29 protein-coding genes and 1 tRNA gene are annotated in these 26,807 nt (G+C 69.1%); 22 read left to right on the top strand and 8 right to left on the bottom strand.

Annotated elements, in window-relative coordinates; translation table 11 throughout:
* Positions 1-70: 70 nt before the first annotated feature.
* The 9 genes from RIN43_RS09050 to ndk all read left to right on the top strand — a co-directional run bounded on the left by RIN43_RS09050 (position 71) and on the right by ndk (position 9,718).
* Complete coding sequence (locus RIN43_RS09050; protein ID WP_309128578.1) at positions 71-238, top strand: CopG family transcriptional regulator; 168 nt, start codon at positions 71-73, stop codon at positions 236-238.
* The gene (locus RIN43_RS09045) at positions 235-948 is read left to right on the top strand and encodes a hypothetical protein (RefSeq protein WP_309128577.1); all 714 of its coding nucleotides are present in this window, start codon (positions 235-237) and stop codon (positions 946-948) included. The genes RIN43_RS09050 and RIN43_RS09045 overlap by 4 nt, the downstream gene beginning before the upstream one ends.
* A 46-nt stretch (positions 949-994) precedes the next feature.
* On the top strand, positions 995-2,722 hold the full coding sequence (locus RIN43_RS09040) for a carbon starvation protein A (RefSeq protein ID WP_309128576.1): 1,728 nt from the start codon (positions 995-997) through the stop codon (positions 2,720-2,722).
* 3 nt (positions 2,723-2,725) lie between these two features.
* A complete protein-coding gene (locus RIN43_RS09035) occupies positions 2,726-3,010 on the top strand; it encodes a cory-CC-star protein (RefSeq protein WP_309128575.1) in 285 nt (94 codons plus the stop codon).
* Complete coding sequence (locus tag RIN43_RS09030; RefSeq protein ID WP_309128574.1) at positions 3,001-3,990, top strand: ArsA family ATPase; 990 nt, start codon at positions 3,001-3,003, stop codon at positions 3,988-3,990. The genes RIN43_RS09035 and RIN43_RS09030 overlap by 10 nt, the downstream gene beginning before the upstream one ends.
* Positions 3,991-4,188: 198 nt before the next feature.
* Positions 4,189-7,548: an isoleucine--tRNA ligase gene (ileS, locus tag RIN43_RS09025; RefSeq protein WP_309128573.1), complete on the top strand. Its 3,360-nt coding sequence runs from the start codon at positions 4,189-4,191 to the stop codon at positions 7,546-7,548.
* The gene (locus tag RIN43_RS09020) at positions 7,541-8,893 is read left to right on the top strand and encodes a folylpolyglutamate synthase/dihydrofolate synthase family protein (protein ID WP_309128572.1); all 1,353 of its coding nucleotides are present in this window, start codon (positions 7,541-7,543) and stop codon (positions 8,891-8,893) included. Before ileS ends, RIN43_RS09020 begins: the two co-directional genes overlap by 8 nt.
* On the top strand, positions 8,881-9,300 hold the full coding sequence (locus RIN43_RS09015; protein ID WP_375163728.1) for a DUF4233 domain-containing protein: 420 nt from the start codon (positions 8,881-8,883) through the stop codon (positions 9,298-9,300). The genes RIN43_RS09020 and RIN43_RS09015 overlap by 13 nt, the downstream gene beginning before the upstream one ends.
* 1 nt (position 9,301) lies before the next feature.
* The gene (gene ndk / locus RIN43_RS09010; RefSeq protein ID WP_309128570.1) at positions 9,302-9,718 is read left to right on the top strand and encodes a nucleoside-diphosphate kinase; all 417 of its coding nucleotides are present in this window, start codon (positions 9,302-9,304) and stop codon (positions 9,716-9,718) included.
* A gap of 68 nt (positions 9,719-9,786) precedes the next feature.
* Here the strand turns inward: ndk and RIN43_RS09005 are convergent, their stop codons facing one another.
* Positions 9,787-10,398 carry a vitamin K epoxide reductase family protein gene (locus RIN43_RS09005; RefSeq protein ID WP_309128569.1) on the bottom strand — a complete coding sequence of 204 codons (612 nt, stop codon included), beginning with the start codon at positions 10,396-10,398 and terminating at the stop codon, positions 9,787-9,789.
* A gap of 269 nt (positions 10,399-10,667) precedes the next feature.
* On the opposite strand from RIN43_RS09005, the gene RIN43_RS09000 reads away from it, so the two are divergent.
* Positions 10,668-13,172, top strand: coding sequence for an Rne/Rng family ribonuclease (locus RIN43_RS09000; RefSeq protein WP_309128568.1), 2,505 nt, complete (start codon positions 10,668-10,670; stop codon positions 13,170-13,172).
* Here RIN43_RS09000 and RIN43_RS08995 read toward each other — a convergent pair.
* Entirely contained in the window at positions 13,137-13,403 is a 267-nt protein-coding gene (locus RIN43_RS08995) for a DUF4031 domain-containing protein (protein WP_309128567.1), read from the bottom strand. The two genes, RIN43_RS09000 and RIN43_RS08995, sit on opposite strands and share 36 nt — an antisense overlap.
* Positions 13,404-13,618: 215 nt before the next feature.
* Here RIN43_RS08995 and rplU point away from each other — a divergent pair, with 215 nt between their 5' ends.
* From rplU to rsfS, 9 genes are all read left to right on the top strand, one after another.
* Positions 13,619-13,927: a 50S ribosomal protein L21 gene (gene rplU / locus RIN43_RS08990; protein WP_309128566.1), complete on the top strand. Its 309-nt coding sequence runs from the start codon at positions 13,619-13,621 to the stop codon at positions 13,925-13,927.
* A gap of 19 nt (positions 13,928-13,946) precedes the next feature.
* A complete protein-coding gene (gene rpmA, locus RIN43_RS08985; protein ID WP_309128565.1) occupies positions 13,947-14,204 on the top strand; it encodes a 50S ribosomal protein L27 in 258 nt (85 codons plus the stop codon).
* A gap of 86 nt (positions 14,205-14,290) precedes the next feature.
* Complete coding sequence (gene obgE / locus RIN43_RS08980; RefSeq protein ID WP_309128564.1) at positions 14,291-15,787, top strand: GTPase ObgE; 1,497 nt, start codon at positions 14,291-14,293, stop codon at positions 15,785-15,787.
* Complete coding sequence (proB, locus tag RIN43_RS08975; protein ID WP_309128563.1) at positions 15,784-16,572, top strand: glutamate 5-kinase; 789 nt, start codon at positions 15,784-15,786, stop codon at positions 16,570-16,572. The genes obgE and proB overlap by 4 nt, the downstream gene beginning before the upstream one ends.
* Before the next feature lie 65 nt (positions 16,573-16,637).
* On the top strand, positions 16,638-17,909 hold the full coding sequence (locus tag RIN43_RS08970; protein WP_309128562.1) for a glutamate-5-semialdehyde dehydrogenase: 1,272 nt from the start codon (positions 16,638-16,640) through the stop codon (positions 17,907-17,909).
* Positions 17,910-17,951: 42 nt separating this feature from the next.
* Positions 17,952-18,164, top strand: coding sequence for a hypothetical protein (locus tag RIN43_RS08965; RefSeq protein ID WP_309128561.1), 213 nt, complete (start codon positions 17,952-17,954; stop codon positions 18,162-18,164).
* Positions 18,165-18,171: 7 nt separating this feature from the next.
* On the top strand, positions 18,172-18,768 hold the full coding sequence (gene nadD, locus RIN43_RS08960; RefSeq protein WP_309128560.1) for a nicotinate-nucleotide adenylyltransferase: 597 nt from the start codon (positions 18,172-18,174) through the stop codon (positions 18,766-18,768).
* Positions 18,765-19,955, top strand: a complete 1,191-nt coding sequence (locus RIN43_RS08955) for a hypothetical protein (protein ID WP_309128559.1) — start codon at positions 18,765-18,767, stop codon at positions 19,953-19,955. Before nadD ends, RIN43_RS08955 begins: the two co-directional genes overlap by 4 nt.
* Positions 19,955-20,332, top strand: coding sequence for a ribosome silencing factor (gene rsfS, locus RIN43_RS08950; RefSeq protein WP_309128738.1), 378 nt, complete (start codon positions 19,955-19,957; stop codon positions 20,330-20,332). The genes RIN43_RS08955 and rsfS overlap by 1 nt, the downstream gene beginning before the upstream one ends.
* A 10-nt stretch (positions 20,333-20,342) precedes the next feature.
* Here the strand turns inward: rsfS and RIN43_RS08945 are convergent, their stop codons facing one another.
* Positions 20,343-20,660 carry a hypothetical protein gene (locus RIN43_RS08945; RefSeq protein WP_309128558.1) on the bottom strand — a complete coding sequence of 106 codons (318 nt, stop codon included), beginning with the start codon at positions 20,658-20,660 and terminating at the stop codon, positions 20,343-20,345.
* A gap of 202 nt (positions 20,661-20,862) precedes the next feature.
* Between RIN43_RS08945 and RIN43_RS08940 the strand changes: the two genes are divergently transcribed.
* Positions 20,863-20,935, top strand: a tRNA-Ala gene (locus tag RIN43_RS08940).
* Between the two features lie 57 nt (positions 20,936-20,992).
* Here RIN43_RS08940 and RIN43_RS08935 read toward each other — a convergent pair.
* The gene (locus RIN43_RS08935; RefSeq protein WP_309128557.1) at positions 20,993-22,144 is read right to left on the bottom strand and encodes a calcium:proton antiporter; all 1,152 of its coding nucleotides are present in this window, start codon (positions 22,142-22,144) and stop codon (positions 20,993-20,995) included.
* Between the two features lie 128 nt (positions 22,145-22,272).
* Here RIN43_RS08935 and RIN43_RS08930 point away from each other — a divergent pair, with 128 nt between their 5' ends.
* A complete protein-coding gene (locus RIN43_RS08930) occupies positions 22,273-23,355 on the top strand; it encodes an NAD(P)-binding domain-containing protein (protein ID WP_309128556.1) in 1,083 nt (360 codons plus the stop codon).
* Positions 23,356-23,389: 34 nt separating this feature from the next.
* The gene (locus RIN43_RS08925) at positions 23,390-24,556 is read left to right on the top strand and encodes a glycoside hydrolase family 3 N-terminal domain-containing protein (protein WP_309128555.1); all 1,167 of its coding nucleotides are present in this window, start codon (positions 23,390-23,392) and stop codon (positions 24,554-24,556) included.
* 8 nt (positions 24,557-24,564) lie between these two features.
* On the opposite strand, the gene RIN43_RS08920 is transcribed toward RIN43_RS08925, so the two are convergent.
* From RIN43_RS08920 to RIN43_RS08905, 4 genes are read right to left on the bottom strand one after another with little or no spacing between them, the layout of a single operon-like run.
* On the bottom strand, positions 24,565-25,353 hold the full coding sequence (locus RIN43_RS08920) for a helix-hairpin-helix domain-containing protein (RefSeq protein ID WP_309128554.1): 789 nt from the start codon (positions 25,351-25,353) through the stop codon (positions 24,565-24,567).
* Complete coding sequence (locus tag RIN43_RS08915; protein WP_309128553.1) at positions 25,350-25,856, bottom strand: hypothetical protein; 507 nt, start codon at positions 25,854-25,856, stop codon at positions 25,350-25,352. Before RIN43_RS08915 ends, RIN43_RS08920 begins: the two co-directional genes overlap by 4 nt.
* The gene (locus RIN43_RS08910) at positions 25,853-26,578 is read right to left on the bottom strand and encodes a 4Fe-4S single cluster domain-containing protein (RefSeq protein WP_309128552.1); all 726 of its coding nucleotides are present in this window, start codon (positions 26,576-26,578) and stop codon (positions 25,853-25,855) included. Before RIN43_RS08910 ends, RIN43_RS08915 begins: the two co-directional genes overlap by 4 nt.
* Positions 26,575-26,784, bottom strand: a complete 210-nt coding sequence (locus tag RIN43_RS08905) for a DUF2997 domain-containing protein (protein WP_309128551.1) — start codon at positions 26,782-26,784, stop codon at positions 26,575-26,577. The genes RIN43_RS08910 and RIN43_RS08905 overlap by 4 nt, the downstream gene beginning before the upstream one ends.
* Positions 26,785-26,807: the final 23 nt, after the last annotated feature.

The raw sequence follows: 26,807 nt of genomic DNA, 5'->3' as shown, positions 1-26,807 counted from the left end.
ACTCTAGGTGAGGGCTCCGACGCCGCCGTATCCTCTTGCGCCGTCGGATTTCGAAGGCTAAATTGCTAGCATGCAATCGAGCAAGCCGCGGCCTAGCGCGCAGAAGGTGCAGTTCAACGTCTATCTGCCGCCCGACGTCGTGCGCGCCGTGAAGCATCGCGCCATCGACGAGGGCTCCAGCCTGTCAGCGCTCGTCGAGCGGGCGTTGCGCGGGTATCTGGAGAGGGACGGATCATGATCACGGTGCAGCAGATCGTGTACGCACGACACCCCGAGCGCTGGCATGCGCTGGCCACCGCACTCGGACTTGTCGCGCCGTTCCCGCCGGCAGCGGACTGGGCCGAGTTCGACGGCGGCGGTGTGCTCGCCGTGCACCGCGAGATCGACGACCACGCCGATGGCACGGCGGATCTGCACCTGCTGGTGGATGATCTGGAGGCCGCCGAGCGGGCCGTCGCGGGGCGCGACGTCGTCCGTTCCGTGATGGAGGGGGTAGGGGAGGTGCTCACCGTGCGCGCCGCCTCCGGTGTGCAGGTCACCGTTTCCGCCGGCGCCAAGGCCACGTCGGGAGACCTGCTCATGCAGCCCATCTGGTTCCAAGAGGACGTGGCGGAGGCCCGCGGCATCCTCGAGGCGCTCGGTCTGCGTGCGGACATCGTCGCCGACCGCGGGGGATGGGTGGAGATGCACGCGGACGGGGGCGGCTGCGTCGGCGTGCACGCCGCCCTCGAGCCGTCGATCGGGCTCGGCTTCCTCGCCAGGGGAGACCTAGATGCGCTCGCCGCCCGGCTGGTCGACGCGAGCTTCGCGGCTTCCGTCGTGGATGAGGCCTACGCGCGCACCATCCGGGTCACCGATCCGGATGCGTGGATCAACGGAATCCAGGACGACCTGTACGGCTACCACCGCGAGGGATCCACAGCATTCTCCCAGCCTTTGCTAGGGTGATGCGCGAGTGGCGACGATGCGGTCGCCACGAGAGAGGATTCCCACCATGAGTTCCGTACTCCTGATGCTCATAGGCCTCGCGCTCTTCGCGTTCGGCTATCTCGTCTACTCCAAGTTCCTTTCACGCCGGATCTTCCGTCTCGACCCGGCGTTCAAGACCCCGGCGCATGAGCTCAACGACGGCGTCGATTACGTGCCGACGAACAAGTTCATCCTGTGGGGACATCACTTCACCTCGGTAGCAGGCGCCGCGCCGATCGTGGGGCCGGCGATCGCGATCATCTGGGGCTGGCTGCCCGCCTTCCTCTGGGTCACGCTCGGCACCGTGTTCTTCGCCGGCATGCACGACTTCGGCGCACTGTGGGCCTCGGCGCGCAACAAGGGACGCTCCATCGGCGCGCTCTCGGCGCGCTACATCGGCAAGCGCGGCGCGAATCTGTTCCTCGTCGTGATCTTCCTGCTGCTGCTGATGGTGATCGCGGCCTTCGCGGTGGTCATCAAGAACCTGCTGATCAGCACTCCGACCGCGGTCATTCCGACATGGGGCGCCATCGTCGTGGCCCTGCTCGTCGGTGTCGCGGTGTACCGGCTGCGCTGGCCGCTGCTTCCCGTCACCATCGTCGGCGTCGTCACGCTGTACGGCCTGATCGTGCTCGGTGATCAGATGCCGGTCGTGCTGCCCGAGAGCTTCCTCGGGATGACCCCGGCGACGTTCTGGATCGTCGCGTTGTTCGTCTACGGGGCGATCGCCTCGCTGCTGCCCGTGTGGGTGCTGCTGCAGCCGCGCGACTACATCAACGGCGTTCAGCTTTTCGTCGGCCTCGGACTGCTGTACGGCGCCGTGCTCATCGGCGCGATCTTCGCCGGTCAGAAGCCAGAGATCGTCGCCCCGATGATCAACACCGCCGTGCCCGAGGGCACCCCGAGCCTGTTGCCGCTGCTGTTCGTGACCATCGCGTGCGGAGCCATATCGGGCTTCCACGGGATGGTGTCATCCGGTACGAGCTCGAAGCAGCTCGACAAGGAGACCGACGCTCGCTTCGTCGGCTACTTCGGGGCCGTCGGCGAAGGCCTGCTCTCGCTCGGCACGATTCTCGCCGTGATCGGCGGGTTCCGCACCGCGGCGGAGTGGGACGAAGTGTACAGCGCGTTCGGCGCCGGCGGCGTGGCGGCTTTCGTCGAGGGCGGCGGCGCGCTCATGCAGAACGGCATCGGGCTTCCCGCCTCGCTCAGCGCCACCGTGCTCGCCACCATGGCCGTGCTGTTCGCCGCCACCACGATGGACACCGGGATGCGGCTGCTGCGCTTCGTCGTGCAGGAGATCGGCGAGTCGATGCGTCTGCGCATCACAAAGATCCCGGCGACGCTGATCGTCGTCGTGGTGGGGCTCGGGCTGACCTTCTCGCAGGGCCTGGGCGGCGACGGAGGCCTGCGGATCTGGCCGCTGTTCGGCACGACCAACCAGCTGATGGCATCGCTCACGCTGTCGATCATCGCCGTGATGCTCATCCGCAAGCGCCGCAATCCGCTGCCGGCGCTCCTCCCGCTGGCCTTCGTCTTCGTGATGTCCTTCTGGGCCGCGATCGAGCAGCTGTCGTCTTTCGCCGATCCGGCACAGCCCGACTGGCTGCTGTTCGTGCTCGACGTGGTAATCATCGTCTCCAGCATCTGGGTGGCCATCGAGGCGGTCATCGCCATGCGCAGGGCTGCGACGGAACCGCCGGAGGCGGAGGACGAGGACACGAAGCGGCAAGCGGTACGTGAGGAGGTCTGATCGGTGACGGACCACAAGGCGGCCCGGCGTCTCATCGAGGGCTGGGCCGCCTTCCGGCGCGGATTGGCCGAGTACTACGCCGGCCCTTACCGGCAGACTCTGGCGCGCGAGCGGCGGGACGAGGACGACCTGTTCACACTCGTCGTGCTCGGTGAGGCGCTCGGCGTGCCCGACACCGCCGCGTACTACAGCGCGGAGCTGCTGCCGATGTTGGCGCAGGACTTCCATGCGTGGCATCGCCGCATGGGCATGCCGCGGTCGCCGCTGGACCACGTCGCATGCTGCTGAACGTGCTGCACCGCCGCATCCTCTTCGTTGGAGGCAAAGGGGGAGTCGGCAAGACCTCACTGTCGTCCGCACTCGCGCTGGCGCGCGCGCAGGAGGGTGGGCGGGTGCTCGTGGTCTCGACAGATCCGGCGCACAATCTCGGCCACCTCTGGCAGCGCAGGGTCGGCGACGACCCGATCCGGCTCGCGGATACCGCCGAAGGCGGGCTCGTCGACGGGGTCGAGATCGATCCGCACGCCACGATCGATCGGCACCTGGCGGCGGTCGAGCGCACGATGACGCGCATGCTGCCGGAGCAGCAGCACGCCCAGGTGCGCGCACATCTGGAACGTGCGCGGCACGCTCCAGGCAGCCACGAGTCCGCGGTGCTCGAGCGCATCGCCGAGGCGGCTGAACGCGGACAGCGGGACTACGACCTCGTCGTTTTCGACACCGCGCCGTCCGGTCACACGCTGCGCCTGCTCGCGCTTCCAGGGCAGCTGGCGGGCTGGACGGACACCCTGCTGCGCAATCGCGATCGATCCGAGCGGTTCTCAGCCGCCATGCGCGGCCTCGCCGGGCGCTCCGCACCGCAGACCTCGGCGGAGAGCGAGCTGCGACAGACGCTTCATCGTCGACGCGAGCGGTTCGACGCGCTGCAGCGGGATATCACCGATCGCGAGCGAACGGGGTTCGTGGTCGTGTTCACCGCAGAGGCACTGCCGGTGGCCGAGACGCTCGAGGTGGTCGAATCCCTCGACGAGATGCGCGTGAACGTCGCGGCGCTGATCGCGAACCGCCGCTCCCCGGATGACGCCGGAGCGCTGCTTCGCGCGAGACGAACGGTCGAGGACCGACAGCTCGCGGGACTTCGCCGAAGGATGCCGGATGCAGTCATCGCCGAGATCCCGCTGATCGCGGGCGAACTCACCGGCCAGCGGGCGCTGGCCGATCTCGCCGCGCTGCTGCGCTCCGCATCCTCGCCACAGGGCGTAGAATGACCCCACCAGCTTTGATCCGGCCATCACCGGGGAGCTCTCGGAAGAACGGCCCCCGGGCCCACTAGAACCGAGCGGGGCAGGCCCGTCATCGCCGCAGTGAGAGTGGCGTCGCCGTGAGGTGCCGCAAGCGGGGTGGTACCGCGGTCAAACGATCGTCCTCGCGAGCAGCATCCGCCACCACGATCACTGCGAGAGACGATGACCTACCCGCGCTCCTCCTTCGGCCCCGCCGCCGACTCCGTCGTTCCGAGCCCGCGCTTCCCCGACATCGAGCGTGAAGTGCTCGACTTCTGGAAGGCGGACGACACCTTCCGGGATTCCATCGCGCAGCGCGAGGGCGCGGACGAGTGGGTCTTCTACGACGGTCCTCCGTTCGCCAACGGACTGCCGCACTACGGCCACCTGCTCACCGGGTACGCCAAGGACGTCTTCCCGCGCTTCCAGACCATGCTCGGCAAGAAGGTCGACCGGGTGTTCGGCTGGGACACCCACGGCCTGCCCGCCGAGCTCGAGGCGATGAAGCAGCTCGGGATCACCGAGAAGAGCGAGATCGAAGCCATGGGCATCGACGTCTTCAATGCCAAAGCCCGCGACTCGGTGCTCGCGTACACGCGCGAATGGCAGGACTACGTCACTCGCCAAGCGCGCTGGGTCGACTTCGAGCGCGGCTACAAGACCCTCGACCTCGGCTACATGGAGAGCGTGCTGTGGGCGTTCAAGACCCTCTACGACAAGGGTCTCGCGTACGAGGGCTACCGCGTGCTGCCCTACTGCTGGCGCGATGAGACACCGCTGTCGGCGCATGAGCTGCGCATGGACGACGACGTCTACCAGGACCGCCAGGACCCGTCGGTCACGGTCACCTTCCCGCTGGCGGGGGCGAAGGCCGAGGCGCTCGGCCTCACCGCCGTGCGCGCTCTCGCCTGGACGACGACCCCGTGGACCCTGCCGACCAACATGGCACTCGTCGTGGGCCCGGATATCGACTACGTCGTGCTTCCGGCCGGCCCGAACGGCGCCGCCGACATCAAGCAGGGCGACGACCCCGCCGAGAGCGACTCACATCGCTACCTGCTGGCGCGCGACCTGCTCGGCGGCTACGCGAAGGACCTGGGCTACGAGTCGGCCGACGAGGCGCTCGCCGCCGTCGAGAGGACCGTCGTGGGCAAGGAGCTCGAAGACGTCGCCTACGACCGGCTGTTCGATTACTACGCCGACGCGGAGACCTGGGGCACGGGGAGTGCCTGGCGCATCCTCGTCGACGACTACGTCACCACCACCGACGGTACCGGCATCGTGCACCAGGCGCCGGCATACGGCGAGGACGACCAGCGCATCACCAACGCCGCCGGTATCCCCACGATCATCTCGCTCGACGATGGCGGACGCTTCCTCCCGCACGTCACCGATGTCGCCGGTCAGCTCTGGATGGAGGCGAACACGCCGCTCATCCGCCTCCTGCGGTCTGCGGGGCGGATGCTGCGCGAACAGAGCTACGTGCACTCGTACCCGCACTGCTGGCGGTGCCGGAACCCGCTGATCTACAAGGCGGTGTCGAGCTGGTTCATCCGCGTGACGGACATCAAGGACCGGATGCTCGCGAACAACGAGCAGATCACCTGGGTGCCGGAGAACGTCAAGCACGGCCAGTTCGGCAAGTGGCTCGAAGGCGCGCGCGACTGGTCGATCAGCCGCAACCGCTATTGGGGCTCGCCGATCCCGATCTGGAAGAGCGACGACCCCGAGTATCCGCGCGTCGACGCGTACGGATCCCTCGAGGAGCTGGAGCGCGATTTCGGCACGCTGCCGCGCAACCCGGAGGGCGAGGTCGACCTGCATCGCCCCTACATCGATGACCTGACCCGCCCGAACCCCGACGATCCCACCGGCAAGAGCACGATGCGTCGCATCGAGGACGTCTTCGACGTGTGGTTCGACTCGGGTTCGATGCCCTACGCGCAGGTGCACTACCCGTTCGAGAATCAGGAGTGGTTCGACACGCACGCGCCTGCGGACTTCATCGTGGAGTACATCGGTCAGACCCGCGGCTGGTTCTACGTGATGCACGTGCTCTCGACCGCGCTGTTCGACCGCCCGGCGTTCACCGGCGTCAGCTGTCACGGGATCGTGCTCGGCAGCGACGGGTACAAGATGTCGAAATCGCTGCGCAACTACCCGGACGTCTCCGAGGTGCTCGATCGCGACGGCTCCGACGCGATGCGCTGGTTCCTGATGTCGAGCTCGGTGCTGCGAGGTGGCAACCTCGCCGTCACCGAGGAGGGCATCCGCGCCGGGGTGCGTGAGTTCCTCCTGCCGCTGTGGAACTCGTGGTACTTCTTCGCCACGTATGCGAACGCATCCGAAGGGGGCTACGAAGCCGAATGGCGCACGGATTCCACCGACGTGCTCGACCGTTACATCCTGGCCCGTCTCGGCGATCTCGTGCGCGAGGTTCGCGCCGACCTCGAGGGGCTCGACTCCACGACGGCAGCGTCGCGCCTGCGCGACTTCGCCGAAGTGCTCACCAATTGGTACATCCGTCGTTCGCGGGATCGGTTCTGGACCGGCGTCACCGACGACCCGAAGAGCCGCGAGGCCTTCGACACGCTCTACACCGTGCTCGAGACGGTCACGCGCGTCGCGGCTCCGCTCGTGCCGCTCGTGAGTGAGCGCATCTGGCAGGGCCTCACCGGCGGACGCAGTGTGCACCTGCAGGATTGGCCGGACCAGGCCGCGTTCCCCGCTGCCGGCGACGTGCGCGATGCGATGGATGCCGTGCGCGAGCTCTCGAGCGTCGGCAACGCGCTGCGCAAGAAGGAGAAGCTTCGGGTGCGGCTGCCGCTGAAGCGGCTCACCGTCGTATCGCCCCTTGCGGGCGAGCTGGCACAGTTCGAGGGGATCCTGCGAGAGGAGCTGAACGTCAAGGACGTCGAGCTCGTGCAGCTCGACGAGAACACCGCGATCGACTACGGCATCAGCCACCGCCTCAGCGTCAACGCCCGCGCGGCCGGCCCCCGTCTCGGCAAGGAGGTGCAGAAGGTCATCCGCGCCGCCAAAGAGGGGTTCTGGACCGAGGAGAACGGCGTCGTGACCGCCGATGGCGTCGTGCTCGAACCCAGCGAGTACGAGCTGGTGCTCGAGACCTCCGGGCGTCCGGAGGGCGAGGCGCTCGCCCTGGTGCCGACGGGCGGCTTCATGCTGCTCGACACGAAGACGACCCCCGAGCTCGAGGCGGAGGGGATGGCACGCGATGCCATCCGTGTCGTGCAGGAAGCCCGCAAAAACGCCGGGCTCGACGTGAGCGACCGCATCGTGCTGGCGCTCAACGTGTCGCCGGAGCATGTCGATGCGCTCCGCGCGCACGCGGAGCTGATCGCGGGTGAGACACTGGCGGTCGGGTACGCCGTTCAGCCCACCGAGGAGATGGACCGGCTCGTGACGAGTGTCGTCAGCCCGGGCGACGGCGTGTTCCGCACCGCCGCGACGGCCATCGGCTCGGACAAGGCGCCCATCATCGTAACGATCGACGCGAACATCGAGGGAGCGGCGAATGTCTGATCGCGAACGCGCTGACCTGGTCTACGAGAAGCTGCTGAGAAGGGCGGGGGAGCGCTGGGTCCAGCCGCGCAAGGAGCGGGTCGCGCGCATCCTCACCCTGCTGGACGATCCGCAGCGCACCTACCGGGTGGTGCACATCACCGGCACGAACGGCAAGACCTCCACGGCGCGGATCATCGAGAGCCTGCTGCGCGCGCACGGCCTGCGCACAGGGCTGTTCACGAGCCCTCACCTCAAGAGGTTCACCGAGCGGATCATGATCGACGGCGAACCCGTCGCGGATGCCGCGGTCGCGGACGCCTGGGAGGAGATCGAGCCCTTCGCCGACATCGTCGACGCCGAGCTGGAGGCGGCGGGGGACGAGCCGCTGACCTTCTTCGAGCTGCTCACGGTGCTCGCCTTCGTCGCGGCCTCCGACGCTCCGGTCGATGTGCTGGTGCTCGAGGTGGGCATGGGCGGGTCATGGGACTCGACGAACACCGCCGACGGCGACGTGGCCGTCTTCGCCCCGATCGACCTCGATCACGCCGATCGGCTGGGCGACACCATCGCCGCGATCGCCGAGGTCAAGGCCGGCATCATCAAGGACGGCGCGGCCGTCGTCTCGGCTCAGCAGCCGGCCGAGGCCGCAGAGGTGCTTCGCCGCGTCGCGGCCGAGAAGGACGCCTCCATCGCTTTCGAGGGTGAGCAGTTCGGCCTGTCCGCGCAGAAGCTCGCGGTCGGCGGACAGCTGATCTCGGTGCGTGGCCTCGCCGGCGAGTACGCCGACGAGTACCTGCCGCTGTACGGTGCGCACCAGGGGCACAACGCCGCACTCGCCATCGCCGCGGTCGAGTCCCTGATCGGAGGGGCGACCCAGGCGATCGCGGGGGACATCCTCACGGACGGCCTGCAGGACGCGACCTCGCCCGGACGGCTGCAGCTGGTCGGCATCGCCCCGACGGTCGTCGTGGATGCCGCGCACAACCCGCACGGCGCCGCAGCACTCGCGCAGTCACTCGACGACAGCTTCGACTTCGACGAGTGGGGGCTCGTGGTTGGCGTGCTCGGCGACAAGGACGCGGACGGCATCCTCGAGCGGCTCCTGCCGGCGGTCGCCGAGGTGTTCACCACCGCCCCCGAGAGCGACAGGGCGGCCGACGCCGACGGGCTGGCCGATCTGGTCGAGGCACGCGGGCGCCGCGCCAGCGTGCACCCGAGTCTCGCCGAGGCGGCGGATGCCGCACGCGAATGGGCGTCGGCATCCGATCGTCGCGCGGTCGTGATCGCGGGGTCGGTCGTGCTCGCCGGTGAGGCGCTGCTTCTCGCCGAGGATGAGGACTGGAAGAGCGGATGGCGGTCGTGAGCGCGCGCCGCGTGCGACCGACGACCAGACCGGTACGGACCCTCACCCAGAAGCTGGGCGCGATCGTGCTCGGCTTCGAGTCGATCGTCGTGTTCCTGGCTGGTCTCACCGTCTACGGCCTGCGGGTCCTGCCCGAGAGCATCCCCTCGTGGTGGGCCATCGTCGGCGGTGCGGTGCTCGCAGTCGTGATGATCGGCGTGGCCGGCGCCATCTCCCGGCCAGGTGCCATCGCGGCGGGATGGGTGCTGCAGTGCCTGGTGCTCGCCTCGAGCGTCCTCGTGCCGGCGATCGCCCTCGTGGCGCTGATTTTCGGCGGCATGTGGGCATATGCGACGATCGTGGGGGCCCGAATCGACAGACAGCGTCCCCAGGGCCCTCCGGCTCAACCTCACACAGAGAGCGAATGACATGGCCACTGAAGAAACCCTCGTACTGGTCAAGCCCGACGGCGTCGCCCGAGGCCTCACCGGCGCGATCCTCGCCCGCATCGAGGCGAAGGGCTACGCGCTCGTCGACATCCGTCTCGTCGAGCCCGATCGCGAACTGCTGGCCGCGCACTACGCCGAGCACGAGGGCAAGCCGTTCTACGAGCCGCTCCTCGAGTTCATGATGTCGGGCCCGTCGGTGGCGATCCGTCTGGCGGGCAACCGCGTCATCGAGGGCTTCCGCTCTCTCGCCGGCACCACCGACCCGACCACGGCGGCACCCGGCACCATTCGCGGTGACTTCGGCCGCGACTGGGGCCTGGCCGTGCAGCAGAACCTCGTGCACGGTTCGGACAGCCCGGAGTCGGCAGCACGCGAACTCGGCATCTGGTTCGGCTGACCCTGAACGCGAAGGCGGGCTCCTCGATTCCTATCGAGGAGCCCGCCTTCGCGTTCAGGGGATCGCAGTCAGAAGACCATCCCCACCAGTTCGCCGAGCAGGTCGAGGCCGGCGAGCTGGACGATCGCGATCACGATCGCGTAGGCGACGATCGTCATCAGCGGGATCCACACCACCAGACGGCCTGCGCGCTCCTTCGCACGCGGGGAGGTGGTGAGCGTTCCGTTGCGCACGAGGTGCACTGCCGTCGAGATGAATGTCGGGATCGTGACCGCCCACGTGACCATGCACCACGGGCACAGCGTGTTCAGGACGAAGACGCTCTGCCCGATCAGCCAGCAGACGAAGGCGAACGCGCCGGCGATGCCGACGCCGAAGAGCGCCCAGAACCAGCGCGGGAATCGCACACCGGCGATCACCGCGACCCCCATCACCAGCACCGCCATCCACCCGGTTACCCCGATCAGCGGGTTGGGAAAGCCGAACACCTCGCCCTGCCACGAGCCCAGGTTGCGGTCGCACTGCAGCAGCACGCTCACGTAGCAGTTGGTCAGCTCACCCGGATTCTCGAGCAGGAAGAACTTCTCCAGCGTGAGCTGGAAAGCCGCCCACCAGCCGACGAGGCTCGCCACGATGAGCCATATTCCGTAGCCGATGTGCCGGTTGCGCTGCGCGGTCATGGCGCGATTATCCCAGCGCTGGCTATGCGGCGGGCGTGAGCCCCGCCGTGCCCGTTGAGCGGGAATGCCACGCGGCGCGCCGATAGGTGCGATAATGGCTTCAGATGGCGTCGCGAGCAGTCGCGGCCGCATCGACAAGACTTCGGGGCGAGTCGCCCCACGCGGTCATCGCCACAGCGCAGACCGCATGCCGATTGAGTTCGCGGCCGCAGTTTCGCCGCACGAGTTTCCGCGGCGCACCCAGTGCCCGCGCAGGGAGTAAGCCAGAGATGGCCGATGAGAGCAATGACAACAACACCCCCGACCTCGACGAGACTCCGGCGCAGCCGGTAGCCGAGGACGCCGCCGCGCAGAGCGCCGAGCCCGCTTCCACGGAGCACGCCGACACGGATGCCGAGGCCGCGCTGACGGATGCGGCAGCCGATGCGTCCGTGGCGCCGGCTGTGGAAGCAGGTGACGCACTCGCCGAGGACGTCGCACCTTCGACCACGAGTGCCGCTGGATCTGAGACGGGGGAGACTGCCGGCTCCGGCACCGAGGCATCCGGCACCGCGGCATCCGTTACCGAGGACGGGGCGTCCGAGACGGAGACCGCCGCTGACTCCCAGGCCGCGCCCGAGGCATCACCCGACGCCGGGGCCGCCTCTGCCGCGCCGGAGCAGCCGGCCGCGCCCGAGCAGCCGGCAGCCCCCGAGCAGCAGGCAGCGCCGTCCGAGCCGCAGCCGGTGACGGCGGTGAGCCTCGGCCTGCTGCCGGAAGTGTTCGTCTCCAGGGTCTCGACGCAGCTGCACTTCCACGCTCCGGAGATCACCCCGCTGCCGGCACGCACGCGCGACGACCAGGACGAGGACGACGAGCGGGGCGCCCGCCGCGGACGCCGTCGCCGCGGGGGAGCAGACGGTGATGAGGGCCGCGATGAGCCCCGTCAGCGTCAGCGCCACGTGGAGTACATCACGGAGCCAAAGGCGATCAAGGGTTCCACGCGACTCGAGGCCAAGAAGCAGCGCCGCCGTGACGGTCGCGACGCGGGCCGCCGTCGTCCGGTGGTCACCGAGGCCGAGTTCTTGGCGCGCCGCGAGGCCGTCGACCGGATGATGGTCGTGCGTGCCAAGAACGGGCGCACCCAGATCGGTGTGCTCGAGGACAACGTGCTCGTCGAGCACTACGTGGCACGCAATCAGGACGCATCGCTGATCGGCAACGTCTACCTCGGCCGCGTCCAGAACGTCCTGCCCAGCATGGAGGCCGCGTTCGTCGACATCGGGCGAGGCCGCAACGCCGTGCTGTACTCAGGCGAGGTCGACTGGGACTCGGTCGAGACGGGCAATCAGCCGCGTCGCATCGAGCTCGCACTCAAGCCCGGCGACCGGGTGCTGGTGCAGGTCACCAAAGACCCGGTCGGACACAAGGGTGCGCGCCTCACCAGCCAGATCTCGCTGCCAGGGCGCTACCTCGTGTACGTGCCGAACGGCTCGATGAACGGCATCTCGCGCAAGCTCCCCGACAACGAGCGCGCGCGGCTGAAGCGCATCCTCAAGGAGGTGCTTCCCGAGTCATCCGGCGTCATCGTGCGCACCGCAGCCGAGGGGGCGACCGAGGAGCAGCTCACGCGGGACGTGCAGCGCCTCACCGCGCAGTGGGAGCACATCCAGAAGCAGGTGCAGAACCAGCAGGCACCCGCGCTGCTGCACGCCGAACCCGACCTGCTGGTCAAGATCGTGCGCGACGTCTTCAACGAGGACTTCACGAAGATGCTGATCCAGGGCGATGACGCGCAGACCACGATCCGCGCCTATCTCGAGGGTGTCGCGCCCGACCTGCTCGAGCGCGTCGAGTCGTACACCGACGACATCGATCCATTCGACGCGTTCCGGGTCACCGAGCAGATCGAGAAGGCCCTCGACCGCAAGGTCTGGCTGCCGTCGGGCGGATCGCTGGTGATCGACCGCACCGAGGCGATGACGGTCGTCGACGTCAACACCGGCAAGTTCGTCGGATCCGGCGGCAACCTCGAGGAGACCGTCACCAAGAACAACCTCGAGGCCGCAGAGGAGATCGTCCGCCAGCTGCGCCTGCGCGACATCGGCGGCATCATCGTCGTCGACTTCATCGACATGGTTCTCGAGTCGAACCGCGACCTCGTGCTGCGCCGGCTCATCGAGTGCCTCAGCCGTGACCGCACCAAGCACCAGGTCGCCGAGGTCACCTCTCTCGGCCTCGTGCAGATGACGCGCAAGAAGCTCGGCCTCGGCCTGCTGGAGACGTTCAGCGAACCGTGCGAGGTCTGCGCCGGCCGCGGTGTCATCGTGCATCACGACCCCGTGGTCAAGCACCGTGGAGGCGCGTCGAACGGCGGCGGTCAGGGGCGGCGCTCGCGCGGCGGCCAGTCGGCGCCCGCGCCGCAACAGCAGGCGCCCGCCATGGTGAACGGCGGCACGCACAGCATCACCGAGGGCGCGAAGTCGGCGCTCGCCCAGATCGCGGCGTCGACGATCGTCTCCAACGGCGAGCCGCAGCAGGAGACCGCAGAACCCGCGGCCGTCGAACCGGCGGAGCGCCCGAAGAAGGCCCGCAAGAAGCGCGGCTCGGATCGCAAGGCGCCGAAGACCGAGGCGGAGCAGCTTCTCGACTCGGTGCTCGACGCGCTCCCCGAGCCCAAGGCACCGGGTCAGGGCCGCAACCGCCGCCGCGTCAGCACAGCAGCCCTGACCGGCACTCCCATGGTGCGGCCGGAGACCTCAGCGCCGATCGCGGGCGGGGACGCGCAGTCCTGACGCGATCAGCCTTCTGACCAGCTCCTTGCCGCCGACGTGCACAGCGCCGGCGGCAAGGAGCTTCGTCAGTGACTCCTCGGGCACGTCGTAGTGGTCGCGATCGAACGCGCGTGCGGGAACGCCCTGCGCCGCCGCGAAGGCGTGCAGCTCGTCGAGGCTCTGATCGCTGATCAGGTGCGACCACAGCCGTCCGTGCGCCGGCCAGATGGGATCGTCGACGAGTACGGTCATGTCGCCGAGCTTAGGACGGCGGCGCGCGACGGGCTCACTTTGCGGCATCGCCGCGGTTCCGGTAAAGTTGTCCTTTGGTGCGCGACCCCTGTCGGCTTTCCCAGTCGCTCAGGACAAGTCTTGCGTCCGCATCCGTCGCAGCGCGACGTACGCAAGCAACAGTCTTCCCGTGAGATTCCCGGAGTCGAAGTGCTCCCCAACGAAACAGGTATGAAGTGGTTTACGCAGTAGTGCGCGCCGGTGGCCGGCAGGAGAAGGTCGAGGTCGGCACGATCGTTCAGCTCGACCGTGTTCAGGCTGCCCAGGGCGAGAAGATCGAGCTTCCCGCCGTGCTTCTCGTCGACGGCACCACGGTGACCACCGACGCCGACAAGCTGGCGAAGGTCAAGGTCACCGCCGAGGTTATCGGCGACCTCCGCGGCCCGAAGATCATCATCCAGAAGTACAAGAACAAGACCGGTTACAAGAAGCGTCAGGGCCACCGCCAGGAGCTCACGCGCGTCAAGATCACCGGCATCAAGTAAGCACGGAAGAGGCTGAACAATGGCACACAAGAAGGGCGCGAGCTCGACACGCAACGGTCGTGACTCCAACGCACAGCGACTCGGCGTGAAGCGCTTCGGCGGCCAGACCGTCAACGCCGGCGAGATCCTCGTCCGTCAGCGCGGCACGCACTTCCACCCCGGCGTGAACGTCGGCCGTGGCGGCGACGACACCCTGTTCGCCCTCGCCGCAGGCTCGGTCGAGTTCGGCGCGAAGGGCGGCCGCAAGGTCGTCAACATCGTCGCAGCCGCGCAGTAAGCGCGACGCACTTCCTCGGACGGGGCGGGCTTCGGCCCGCCCCGTCCGTGCATTTCCACCCGGCACGAACCTCAGGAGGTACCGTCATGGTCACGTTCGTCGACACCGTCACCCTGCATCTGCGTGCGGGCAAGGGCGGCAACGGCTGCGTCTCGGTGCGCCGTGAGAAGTTCAAGCCGCTCGGCGGACCCGACGGCGGAAACGGCGGCGACGGCGGTGACGTCGTGCTCGTCGCCGACCCCCAGGTCACGACGTTGCTGTCGTACCACCATTCCCCGCACCGACACGGCGGAAACGGCGGATTCGGCATGGGCGATCTGCGCGCGGGAGCCGCAGGCGAGACGCTCGAGCTACCGGTGCCCGTCGGCACCGTGGTTAAGGGCGTCGACGGCGAAGTGCTGCGCGACATGGTCGTCCCGGGCGAGCGTTTCGTCGTCGCGCCCGGCGGGCGTGGCGGGCTCGGGAACGCGGCGCTCGCGTCACCGAAGCGCAAGGCACCCGGTTTCGCGCTGCTCGGGACGCCCGGATTCGAGGGCGATGTGGTCCTCGAGCTCAAGACCGTCGCCGACGTCGCGCTGGTCGGGTATCCGTCCGCGGGCAAATCGAGCCTGATCGCGGCCATGTCCGCCGCACGGCCGAAGATCGCCGACTACCCGTTCACCACGCTGCACCCGAACCTCGGCGTCGTGCAGGCGGGTGACAGCCGGTACACCGTCGCCGATGTCCCCGGCCTCATCGAGGGCGCCAGTGAGGGCAAGGGCCTCGGCCTGGAGTTCCTGCGCCATGTGGAGCGGTGCACCGCGCTGCTGCACGTGCTGGACTGCGCGACCCTCGAACCGGGCCGTGACCCGCTGAGCGACCTGGACGTGATCCTCGCCGAACTCGCCGCGTACGAGGTGCCGGAGGGGCAGCTTCCGCTGCTCGAGCGCCCGCAGCTGGTGGCGCTGAACAAGGTCGACGTGCCCGAGGCTCGTGACCTGGCCGAGCTGGTGCGCCCTGACATCGAGGCCCGCGGCTTCCGCGTCTTCGAGATCTCCACCGTGTCGCACGAGGGGCTGCGGGCGCTGAGCTTCGCGCTGGCCGAGATCGTCGAAGAGCATCGCGTCGAGGTAGCGGCGGAGGCGCCGCGTGAGCGCATCGTGATCCGCCCGAAGGGCTCGAAGGCCGAGTTCACCGTGCGTCTCGAGGGCGGCAGCTACGGCAACTTCTACCGCATCCTGGGTGAGAAGCCCGAGCGCTGGGTGCAGCAGACCGACTTCCAGAACGAAGAGGCCATCGGCTACCTCGCCGAGCGGCTCGAACGTCTCGGGGTCGAGGACGCGCTGTTCCGGGCGGGAGCGACCGCCGGCTCCACCGTGATGATCGGACCTGGCGACGGCATCGTGTTCGACTGGGAGCCCTCGATCACATCGGCGGCGGAGCTGGTCACCGCGCCTCGCGGAACGGATGCGCGTTTCGACCGCAGCACGCGCCGCACGACGAGCCAGCGCCGCGAGCAGTACTACGAGCGGATGGACGCGAAGGCGGCCGCACGCGAGGAACTGGAGGCGCAGCGCCGGGCATCCCGCGAGGACGAGGAATGACCGCGCGGACCAGGGCCGAGCTCGCCACCGCCGAGCGGATCGTCGTCAAGGTCGGCTCGTCGTCGATCAGCGGAGAGTCCTCCTGGCGGATCCCCATGATCGTGCAGGCCCTCTCGAGCGCGCATCGTCGTGGGGCCGAGATCATCCTCGTCTCCTCGGGAGCGATCGCCACAGGCATCCCCTTCCTGGCACTCGACGCGCGTCCGACTGATCTCGCCACCCAGCAGGCGGCGGCCGCGGTCGGACAGAACGTGCTCGTGTTCCGCTACCAGGAGGCGCTGCGACCGTTCTCCATCGTCGCGGGGCAGGTGCTCCTGACAACTGGTGACCTCGAGAACCCCACATCGCGCAGCAACGCCCGCCGAGCGATGGAACGACTCCTGTCGCTGCGCATCCTGCCGATCGTGAATGAGAACGACACGGTGGCCACCCAGGAGATCCGCTTCGGCGACAATGATCGCTTGGCGGCCCTCGTGGCTCAGCTTCTGAACGCCGACGCGCTGGTCCTGCTCAGCGACATCGAGTCGCTCTACACGAAGCCCCCGACGGACCCGTCTGCCGAGCCGATCGACATCATCCCCGCCGATGCAGACCTGGCCGGCCTGGAGTTCGGGGCGACGGTGGTGAACAGCGTCGGCACGGGCGGCGCCGCGACGAAGGTGTCGGCCGCGCGGATGGCGGCGGCTTCCGGTATCGGCGTGCTGGTGACCAGCGCCGATCTCGTCTCGAAAGCGCTCGAGGGCGTCGAGATCGGCACCTGGTTCGAACCACGCGTGCAGGACTGAACTTCCGCTTCGCCCACGAGGAAACAGCGGCCTCGCGAAGCATCCGGCGCCGATACACTGACCGGATGAGCACCGCCACCGATGCCCCCGCGGACACCGCGCAGGACCGCCTTGCACGCGCGAAGGAAGCGTCCCGCATCGTGGGGCAGCTCACCAGCGGAGGCAAGGCCGATGCCCTTGAGGCGATCGCCGCCGGCATCGAGCATGCCGCCTCGCGCATCATCTCAGCCAATGAGGAGGACGTCGAACGCGGCCGTCGCGATGGCATCGGCGAGGGCCTGATCGACCGGCTGCGCCTCGACGAGAAGCGCATCGCGGCGCTGGCATCCGCCGTGCGGGATGTGGCGCTGCTGCCCGACCCCATCGGCCAGGTGGTCGGTGGGCACCGGATGCCGAACGGCGTCGCGCTCGAACAGGTGCGGGTCCCCTTCGGCGTCGTCGGAGCAATCTACGAAGCGCGCCCGAACGTCACCGTGGATATCGCAGCCCTCGCCCTCCGAGCCGGAAACGCCGTGGTGCTCAGGGGAGGCAGTGCGGCGCGCGAGTCGAACACCGTCCTCGTCGAGGTGATGCGAGAGGCGCTGGACCGCGCCGGCGTCACCGCGGAGGTGATCCAGACGGTGGACGACTTCGGTCGCGACGGCGCCAGGGCGCTCATGCATGGCCGCGGATTCGTCGACGTCCTCGTGCCTCGAGGCAGCGCCGCCCTGATCGAGACAGTGGTGACGGAATCCACGGTGCCGGTGATCGAGACCGGCGCCGGAGTCGTGCACATCGTGCTCGACGAGTCCGCCCCGCAGGACTGGGCTCGCGACATCGTCGTGAACGCCAAGGTGCAGCGTCCGAGCGTGTGCAACGCGGTCGAGACGGTGCTCGTCCTCCGCCAGGCGGCACCACTGCTGATTCCGGTGGTGGCCAGTGCTCTGCAGAGCGAGGGCGTCGCGATCCACGGAGATGACATGGTGGCGGGACTGGTCCCGAATGTCATCCCGGCGACCGAGGAGGACTGGTCGACCGAGTACCTCAGCATGGACATCGCCATGAAGGTGGTCGACACGCTCGACGACGCCCTCGAGCACATCCGGCGGTACAGCACCGGGCACACCGAGTCGATCATCACGACCGATTCCCGCAACGCGGAGAGGTTCCTGGCCGAGGTCGACTCGGCCGTCGTCATGGCCAACGCCTCGACGCGTTTCACCGATGGCGCCGAGTTCGGTTTCGGCGCCGAGGTGGGGATCTCGACCCAGAAGCTGCACACGCGGGGGCCGATGGGGCTCGCCGAGCTGACCAGCACCAAATGGCTGGCGCGGGGAGCCGGGCAGATCCGCGGCTGAGGTCTAGAATGGACAGGCGTTTGCTTTAGGAACGGAGACAGGATGAACCTCGTCGCACACATCGCGATGGCAGCAGCCGAGGCGGAGCACCACGGGAATGTGGCCGCAGAGACGGTGATCTACGGCATCATCGCGGCGGTCGTCTTCGCTGCACTGGGGCTGGTGACCCTGTCGTACCGCAACGTCGCCAACCGTCACTCGGCCAAGGCCGAGGCCTGGGCCGAGAAGCACGGCAGGGACGGACACGGCCACTAAGGCGCGCATGCATGATTCACGGGCACCGCGCATCGGCGTGATGGGCGGTACGTTCGACCCCATCCACCATGGGCACCTGGTCGCTGCCAGCGAGGTCGCGCACTCCTTCGACCTCGACGAGGTCGTCTTCGTGCCCACCGGACAGCCCTGGCACAAACAGCAGGTGTCGCCCAGCGAGCACCGCTATCTCATGACGGTGATCGCGACCGCCTCGAACCCCCGCTTCACTGTGAGTCGCGTCGACATCGACCGCGACGGGCCCACGTACACGATCGACACGCTGCGCGATCTGAAGCGCGAGCGACCCGGCGCCGAGCTCTTCTTCATCACCGGCGCGGATGCCGTGGCGCAGATTCTCAGTTGGAGGGACCATGATGAACTGTGGGACCTCGCCCACTTCGTCGCAGTCTCCCGCCCTGGACACGTGCTGAGCACCGACGGTCTCCCCACGGAGGACGTGAGCCAGCTCGAGGTGCCGGCTCTCACGATCTCGTCGACCGATTGCCGGGAGAGGGTCTCCGACGGGGAACCCGTGTGGTATCTCGTTCCCGACGGAGTCGTCCAGTACATCGCGAAGCATCATCTGTATCGGAGCAAGGCATGAGCACATCGGATCAGGACGGAAACAGGCAGCTGACGCGCAAGCAGCTGCGTGAGCTCCGACTGACCGGTTCGACGCCGGTCATCAGCGAGGAGGAGGCCGCGAACGCCGCCCAGCCGGCGCCCGTGCTGCCTCGCGCCGCCGAGCCGATCATCGTCGAGCCAGCCCCTGAACCGGCGCAGGAAGAGGCCGATGGCACCCCCCTGACGCGCAGGCAGGCACGTGAGCAGGAGCGCACCCGCACCGGCTCGGTGCCCGTCACCGACGAGCCCGCCGATGACGGTGAATCCGGTGCGGATTCGCAGGAGCTGGCGGCCCCGGAATCCGCTGACGCCTCGAACGCCGACGCCCCCGCAGTGGACGAGAAGCCGCAGATCGTCTCGGAGGTGCCGCGGTTCGACTCGCCGGCGCCCGACGAGGCCGCCGTCGACACCGCACCCGTCGCCGTGCCGACAGAGACCACCGGCGTCTCGGAAGAGGGTGATGCGAACGAGACCGACGAGCCGGAAGCGGCCGCGCCGGTGAGCCACCTCTTTCAGACGCATCCGGATGCGGCGGGCTCGGACGATGAAGACGTCGTGGATGACGCCCCTCACGGCGAGGAGCCCATCCTCGAGGAACCCGCGGACGATGAGACCGCGTCGGATGAGACGGACGAGGCGCCGGTCGCCGGGGCCGAGTCTGAGGAGCGACCGAAAGTGGGCGCCGCATTCGGGCTCGGTGTCAAGGGCTCTGACTCCGCTCAGCCCTTCCCGCCGCTGTTCGACGCCATCCTGGAGGGCGACTCGGCCGGCTCGCACCACACCGCTTCGAACGCCCTGATCTTCACGCACACTCCTGGTGTCGGCTCGCTCTCCGGGCCGGTCGCGTCCACCGGTGAGCTGCTGATCACGGGCACGTACGAGCTGCCGGAAGGGCTGGGCTCGCGCGGACATGCGCTGGGCGCTGCCGACGGCAAAGACGTCGACGCTGTACTCATCGATGGCGAGCTCGCACCGGCGTCATCGCCGACCCCGATCGCGGCCAGCTCCGCGGTCAGCACTTCGAAGCCCGCAGGCGAGGTCATCCGCCCGCCTGCGCCGGAGAAGGGCAACAAGCTCATGCTCACCCTCGCGGTCATCGCCGGAGGCCTCGCGCTCGCGCTGGCCACCGTGCTCATCATCGCCTTCACCACGAACCTCTTTGGATGATGCAATCACCTGAATCCGCTGTCGAGATGCTCCAGATCGCCGCAGCAGCGGCCGACTCGAAGGGCGGCGAGGATCTCGTCGCCCTGAACGTCTCGGAGCCGCTCCCGCTCGTCGACATCTTCCTGCTCGTCACCGGCAGCAGCGAGCGAAACGTCGCCGCCATCGCCGATGAGATCGAGGACAAGCTCATCGAGGCGGGCCACAAGCGCGTGCGTCGCGAAGGGCGCGCCGAGGCGCGCTGGGTGCTCCTCGACTTCGGCGACCTCATCGTGCACGTGTTCCACTCCGAGGAACGCGTGTACTACGGGCTGGAACGGCTCTGGAAGGACTGCCCCGTCGTTCCGATCGACCTTCCGGCCACGGCGCCGGGGGAGTAGCCCCGCCGCACTACTCCGGTCGTCGGGTTCCGACGCCTGGCTCGTCGTTCGTCTCGGAGATGTCCGGGATCTCTGCTTCGTCGTCGGGGTCGACTTGCACGGCGTCGGCGGCGCCGCTGTCCGCTCCCGCCCCGCCTGCCGGCACCTCACCGATGTCGGCTTCGTCGTCGGCACCCGCGGCCAGCCGGTCGGCTTCGGCACTGTCGATCAGATCGTCGTCGGCATCCGGGTCGAGCACAGTCTCTCCGTCCACTTCGCGCGTGACGAGGTCGTCCTCGGCCGCGGCGTCGGGGTCTTCCGGCAGGTAGTTGGGGGTGGGGTTCGACATCGCCGTTCCTCTCGCTGGGGATGTCGAGACCATACCCCCGGGCAGGTCGCGGCCGGAGCGGGTTGACGGCGCACGCCCGGCCCGCTAGCGGCACACTAGTCAGTGCACGCGAATGTCATGACACGCCCGGAGGGTCGGGCCCGATTCGCGCCGTTCTCAAGCCGTGTAGTAAGCTGATGGAGTTGTCACGGTGACAGCATCGGGGCCTGTGGCGCAGCTGGTAGCGCACCTGCATGGCATGCAGGGGGTCAGGGGTTCGAGTCCCCTCAGGTCCACCGAAAAACCCCCGCGAAGCGTCGCGGGGGTTTCGTCGTCTCGGGACGTCGGTTCGCTCAGGCGAGCACGACCATGCCGTACAGCACGAACACGAGCAGGTGGGCGGCGCCGTGCAGGGCGTTCACCCGCCGCCCTGAGAACGAGGCGATCGTCAGCAGCATCGTGACGCCGAGCAGCATCAGATTCGCAGGGCTCCCCGCCAGCACGACCGGCTGGCCGGTCAGCAGCCCGATGGTCAGCACGGCCGGGATGGTGAGCCCCACCGTCGAGACCAGCGCGCCGTGGCAGAGGTTGCTCACCCGCTGCATCTCACCGCCGTACGCCGCCCTCACGGCCGTGATCGTCTCAGGCAGGAACACGATCATCGCGATCAGGACCCCCGATAGCGCCACAGGAGCGCCTGCCCGCTCGAGGCCATCGTCGAGCAGGGTCGCCATGTCGTGCGAGAGCAGCACGATGGGAAGCACGGTGGCGACGAGAAGGGCGGTTCTGAGCACCAGCTCGGGGCGATGCCTGGACCAGACCTCGCGGAACGGCGGGTGCGTGTCGCCGGTCGTCGGAGCGCCGGCCGAGGCGGCAGGCGCCTCCTCTACGAAGTCGCCGCGCTGCGCGCCGGTCTGGCGCCACAGGAAGAACGCGTAGAACGCCAGGGTGAGCACGACGAGGGGAATCGCCTGGCCCGGCGCGTAGCCGCCTCCGGCTCCGATCAGGCCGGGCAGGGCGAACGCGACCGCCAGCAGCACGAGCAGCACGGCGATGTACGAGGAGACTCCGGTTCGATTCGCGCGAGCCTTCGGATGCCGCAGCCCGGCGACGACCAGCGCTGCGCCGATAACGAGGTTCAGGATGATCATCGCGACGGCCATCACCGAATCCCGGGCGATCGTCGCGTGCTCGCCTGGCCCGAGCATGACGGCCGAGATGAGGATCACCTCGATCAGCACGATCGATAGGGTCAGCACGAGCGTGCCGTACGGGTCACCGAGGCGGTGGGCGAGTTGCTCGGCCTCGATCACGACGCCGAAGGCGCACATCACGATCACCGCGACGATGCCGGCGAGAAGCGTCCACAGCGCCCAAGCCGGCAGAGGGGAGTGGAGCAGCGGAGCGGCGAGCAGCACGGCGAGGAACGACCCCCAGCCGAGCACGAGGCGCAGCAACGCGGAGCGGGTCACGACGCGACTGAGAAGCGGGGAAGTAGTGCGCACGGGCGGTGTCCGAATCTGCGGGGTCGTCCCCGCGCACGATCTCACCGACGGGTCGTCCCGCGGTCTGCTTGCGCCTCCAGGGTATCCGCCGCGGAACATCCGTGCATCCCACGGCGTTGAGATGGCATGTGAGCATCCTCGAGAGCTTGGTGATCGGTGCCGGTCAGGCGGGCCTGTCGTCGTCGTACCACCTGAAGCGGCTCGGTGTCGAGCACGTGGTACTCGACGCGAACGGGCGACCGGGCGGAGCGTGGCAGCACCGCTGGGACGCCCTGACGATGCGGGATGTGCACGGTGTCGCGGAGCTGCCGGGCGACATGCCCCCGGCGCGCACGACACAGCGCGCAAACCTGGTCGTACCGCACTACTTCGACAGCTACGAGCACACGCACGATCTGCCCGTGATCAGACCCGTTGTGGTGCGCAGCGTCGCCGATGACGACGGCATCCTCGTCGTCGACGCCGATGCGGGGCAGTGGCGCACACGAACGCTCGTGAACGCCACTGGCACGTGGACGCGACCTTTCCTGCCGCATTACCCCGGAATGGAGACCTTCCTCGGGGAGCAGCTGCACACGGCGCATTATCCCGGCCCCGGCCACTTCGTGGGCAAGCGGGTGCTCGTCGTGGGCGGCGGCGCCTCGGCGGTGCAGTTCCTCGGCGCTCTCGCACCGATCACAGAGACGATCTGGGTGACCCGTCGCCCGCCGGTGTGGCGCACCGACGAGTTCACACCCGAAGCGGGCGCGGCGGCCGTGGCGCTGGTCGAGCAGCGCGTCGCGCAGGGGCTGCCGCCCGAGAGCGTCGTGAGTGTGACCGGCCTGATGCTGCGCCCGCAGGAGCGGGAGGCCGAGAGACTCGGCGCCTATGCGGCTCGACGTCCGATGTTCGAGCGGATCGAGCCCGATGGCGTCCGCTGGGCGGACGGTTCGTTCGAACGGGTGGACGTGATTCTCTGGGCCACCGGGTTCCGGCCGGCGATCGCGCATCTCGCGCCGCTTCATCTGAGAAGCCATGAAGGCGGCATCCGACTCGACCGGAACGGCCGGGGAACGACAGCGGTCGCCGACCCGCGCATCCAGCTGGTCGGGTACGGCCCGTCGGCGAGCACCATCGGCGCCAACCGCGCCGGGCGGTCGGCCGCCAAAGGCGTGCGGGAACAGCTCGAGAGGACGCTGATGCCGGCGTGGAGTGCCGCGCCGGCCCCGTGATCCGCTGAGTGGCCGATGCGCGTAGGGTCGAGTCATGCGTGCAGCCGTGCGAGGAATCGTCGTCGTCACACTCCTGATGGCGGCTCTGGCGGGCTGCACGCCGCCGCACACGAGCCCGCCGTCGCCGACCGCCACGGCCGGCGCCTCTCCGAGCCCGACGGTCACGCCGACCCGGGACCCGGCCGAAGCGGCGGTCGAGGGCATGACCACCGCCGAGCAGGCGGCCAGCGTGGTCATGGGACATGTACCCACCACCGACCCGGCCGCGCTGCGCGACTACATGGCGTCGGGCCCGGACGGAGCACCGCTGGGCGGATTCATTCTCATGGGAGCGAACATCAGCGGCGACGCCGCCCAGGTGCGGTCGGTGACGGCCGCATTGACGCTGGATTCCGCTCTGCCGCCGCTGATCGCCATCGACCAGGAGGGCGGCGTGGTCTCCCGACTGCCGTGGGACGACCTGCCCGCCGGTCGCAGCCTGCAGTCCTCCGATGCGCAGGCGGCTCGTGCGTCGTTCGCCGAGCGGGCATCGCTCGTGGCCGACGTCGGCGCCAACGTGAACTTCGGGATCGTCGCCGATGTGCCCGCCGACGCCTCCTCCTTCATCGCGTCGCGCGCACTGGGCGCCGACCAGGCAGCGGCCGCGGATCGTGTGCGCGCTGCTGTGACGGGCGAGAAGGGCGTCGTGTTCTCGACGCTGAAGCATTTTCCGGGGCACGGTGCCGCACCGGGAGACTCGCACCACGCCATCCCGTCGACGCCGATGAGCCTCGAGCACTGGCGTGAGAGCGATGCGCGACCGTTCATCGCCGGCATCGAGGCAGGCGCGGAGCTGCTGATGTTCGGGCACCTCGCATACACAGCGGTCGACGCCGCGCCGGCGTCCCTCTCGTCTCGGTGGCATGAGATCGCCCGCGAAGAGCTCGGCTTCGAGGGAGTGCTGATCACCGATGACCTGGGCATGCTGAGCTCCTCGGGAGCCGCCTACGGCGATCCTGTTGCGAACGCGGTCGCGGCGATCGCGGCGGGCAACGACATGGTGCTGATGATCGCGGGCTCGACGCCGGACACCGCGCACGCGATGGCCACGGCCATCGCCCGAGCGGTCGACGACGGTCGGCTCCCCGCCGCACGGCTCGGGGACGCCGCCGAGCGCGTCATGCGCCTGCGGCTGCAGCTCTCCGCCGATTCAACGGACTGACCGCCGGCTCAGTAGTCGACGCGGCGGCCGAACCGACGCCGGCCTCGCGCAGGCGGGGAGCACACGGCTGCCGCCCGCAGTCGGACCAGCTCGTGAGGCTGCAGTCCGGCAGCGGTGGCGAACGCGTCCAGCGAGACGAACCCGCCCTGTCGCTCGCGCTGCTTGACCAGGCTGCGCGCGCGGGCGCGGGTGATGCCAGGGAGGTCTGCGAGCGCAGCGGCATCGGCCGCGTTCACGTCCACCGGCCCCGCCGCGGGCGTCTCGGCGGCAGCGAAGTACGCTGCAGTCGACGCTCCCGCGCGATCGGCGAGGCGTTCGGCCTCGCTGTCGACCGTGGTGTCGACGGCGGCTCGCGTGGGGCCGCTGTCACGCGATGCGGTCGTGTCGTTGCGCCGCCGGCCACCGCGGGAGCGCCCGTCGGTGCTTCGGCCGGTCGTTCGAGCGGGCGGCGCGTTCACCGGCGCCTTCACCGATGCCGCACCGACCGCCACCTGCGATCGTGTCCACATCGCGCGCAGCCACGACGGATTCGCGGCCAGCGCGAGCAGCATCCCACCGAGGTAGACGATCGCTGCGACCATCGGCTGCCACTGCCCCCACAGCGGAAGGGTCGCCACGATCGCGGCGACCCCGAGCGCGACGCCGACCACCACCCAGCGCCGCATCCGACCGATGATCCCGATGCTGAGGAATCCCAGCCAGCCGAAGAGCGAACCCGGGATGACGGTCGAGATCATCCAGGTGCTCATCAGCAGCATCCACCCGATGCCAGGCACGGCTCTGCGGGGATCCGTCATCGCTGGTCCCGCACCGAGAGCACCATGGTCACGCTGTCGTCGTCCTCGCGCGACTCCGACAGAAGCTCGAAGCCGGCGTCGTCGGCGCGCTCGCGGATCCGCGCGGCCACCGCGCGCTGCACCTGCCCGGCGTACGCGGCGTCCACACGGCCGATCAGCTCCTCGGCCTCCGCGAGGACGGCCTCGCGACCGTCGGCACCGGTGATGCGTGCCGCCCAGATGCCGTCCGCGTCGCGCGTCATCGTCAGTGCGAGGTCGCCGACCACCGCCGACAGCTCGTCGCCCTGCAGGTCGACAGCCGAGGCGCCGAGCTCGCGCAGCGCGGCACTCAGCAGCGCGGCATCCCGCATCCGCGTCTGCACGGCGACCGATGCGGCACCGCCCGGTCCCGCCGGGGCGTACGCCTGTCGATCCGTCTGCGAGGCGATCCCGACTGCGCCCGCGCCGCCGACGACGCCGGCGATTGCGAGGGCGGCAGGGATCAGGATCAGCGAAACGCTCATGCGGCACGCTCCCGGGGTCGGTCGGCGCGCACGCCGAGGTCGTCGAACAATGCCGCCAGGGCGGCGTCGGATGCCCAGCCGTTGACGCTCACCGTTCCGTCGGGCGCGATGCGCACCTCCACGGTGTCGGCGCCTCCGGATGCGGAGATGCGGCGCACCTCGTCGGCGTGGGCGGGGCTCAGAGCGCGGATGCTCTGGTTCGCGGAGCCGATCCAGGGGCGACGGGTCTCGGGATGCTCGCGCAGGTAGGGGCCGTCGCAGAGCAGGTCGGTGTGCTCGAGCAGCTCGGCGAGATCCGTCCGCTCGCCCGCCCACGCCGTGAGCGACCCCAGCGTGTACCCGCTGAACGCCATCACGGTCATACCGGCATCGCGGAACGCCCTCGCGACAGCGGCGAGCGGCGCCGCTTGATCGAAGGGCTCTCCGCCGAGCAGCGTCAGACCCGTCGATCCGGCAGCGGCGGCCTCGGCCGCCCAGCGGGCGCCGATCTCGGCGGCATCCGAGCGCTCGCCGCCGCGTTCCGCCCACATCTGCGGGTTGAAGCATCCGGGGCATCTCACGCGGCAGCCCTGCACCCAGACCGCGGCGCGGCGGCCCGGCCCTTCCGCGTCGGTCGCGGGGAGGAAGCGCGACCACCTCAGAGGACCGTCCGCGTGCGGAGGAGGGCACGACCCCAGAAGGCTGGGTACGGAGATGCCCGCCGCTTCGGCGTGCACCTTCATATGCGGCGCTCCTCGTCGAGGAGCTGCGCCTTGGCATCGGTGGCGATCCCCGCGTGATCGGCGGTGTACGCCGAGGACGTCGTGGTGGCGTCGAGAAGATCCTCGAGCGCCGAGATGTAGGCCAGGCACTCGTCGCCGGTCATACCCAGTGTCTCTGCTGCGACCGAGCCGTCGGGGCGCAGGTTGACGATCAGCTGCTTCTGCACGTTTCTCCTCCGATCTCAGGGGC

The sequence above is a fragment of the Microbacterium sp. genome, assembly GCF_031178445.1.
Lineage (GTDB): Bacteria > Actinomycetota > Actinomycetes > Actinomycetales > Microbacteriaceae > Microbacterium.
This window is presented reverse-complemented; position numbering and strand designations above follow the sequence as displayed.